General features: G+C 62.5%; 1 protein-coding gene. It reads right to left on the minus strand.

Features of this window, described 5'->3' with window-relative positions; genetic code table 11:
• The coding region (locus BGN95_RS08085; protein ID WP_286772281.1) for a MurR/RpiR family transcriptional regulator at positions 1 to 603 on the minus strand (603 nt) is incomplete at its 3' end.
• Between the last annotated feature and the right edge of the window lie 206 nt (positions 604 to 809).

Here is an 809-nt window from a genome sequence, read left to right on the forward strand (position 1 = left end):
GATCACCACGAGGCATGAATCGGCCTCGTCGCTGGCGAACACATCGGCGTAATTGCCCGCGGTCAGATCGACCAGCCGCACCCCGTCGCGCATGAATTGCAAATGGTTGGCGAGCAGCATCGCGATCCCGCGCTCGGTCTGGAACCCCGCGATCTGCACCGTGCGCGATTGCGCGAGCAGCCGGACGCACTCGGCCCAATTATCGGTCTCGGTCAGGCGATAGACCGCCATCAACGACGCCATCTCGCGCTGGAAGCTGGCATCGGGCGCGCGATCGGCGGATTCGACGAATTCGACCAGATCGTCCCCGATCAGCCACGGCAAAGCATCGGTCGCGCTGTCCTTCAGATCATGCTTCAACGCCTTGAAATTGCGGTAGCCCAGTCGGCGCGCGAAGCGGCCGACGGTGATCTCGCTCACCCCCACGCGATCGGCCAGCGACACCGCCGTTTCGAATGCGAGCGTCGCATAATGCGCCAGGATATGCTGCGCGATCGCCCGCTCGGCGCTGGTATAATCGTCGAGCCCGGCCTGTAGCCGCCGCAGCAACGGGACGTTGGGGATCGCCTGCGAATCCGCGCCGTCGATTTCGCCTTTGCCCATCGCGCTCCTCCCCGTTTCGCCGCGATCTGGCTATCCCGCCGGATGTTAGTTGTCCAACAAAACTATCAATTGACAGAAATATTTCATTACCGCTCTATCGCACGCCACGACGCCGCAGGGATCGGCGCGCGAATTTCGAACATGCTGCCGGATGGGGAGGCACGGTGATGAAGGTTTCTGGGCAAAGGATCGGCGGGCTATTGGCG

Origin of the sequence: Sphingomonas sp. 66-10, from assembly GCF_001897045.1 — a bacterium.
Lineage (GTDB): Bacteria > Pseudomonadota > Alphaproteobacteria > Sphingomonadales > Sphingomonadaceae > Sphingomonas > Sphingomonas lycopersici.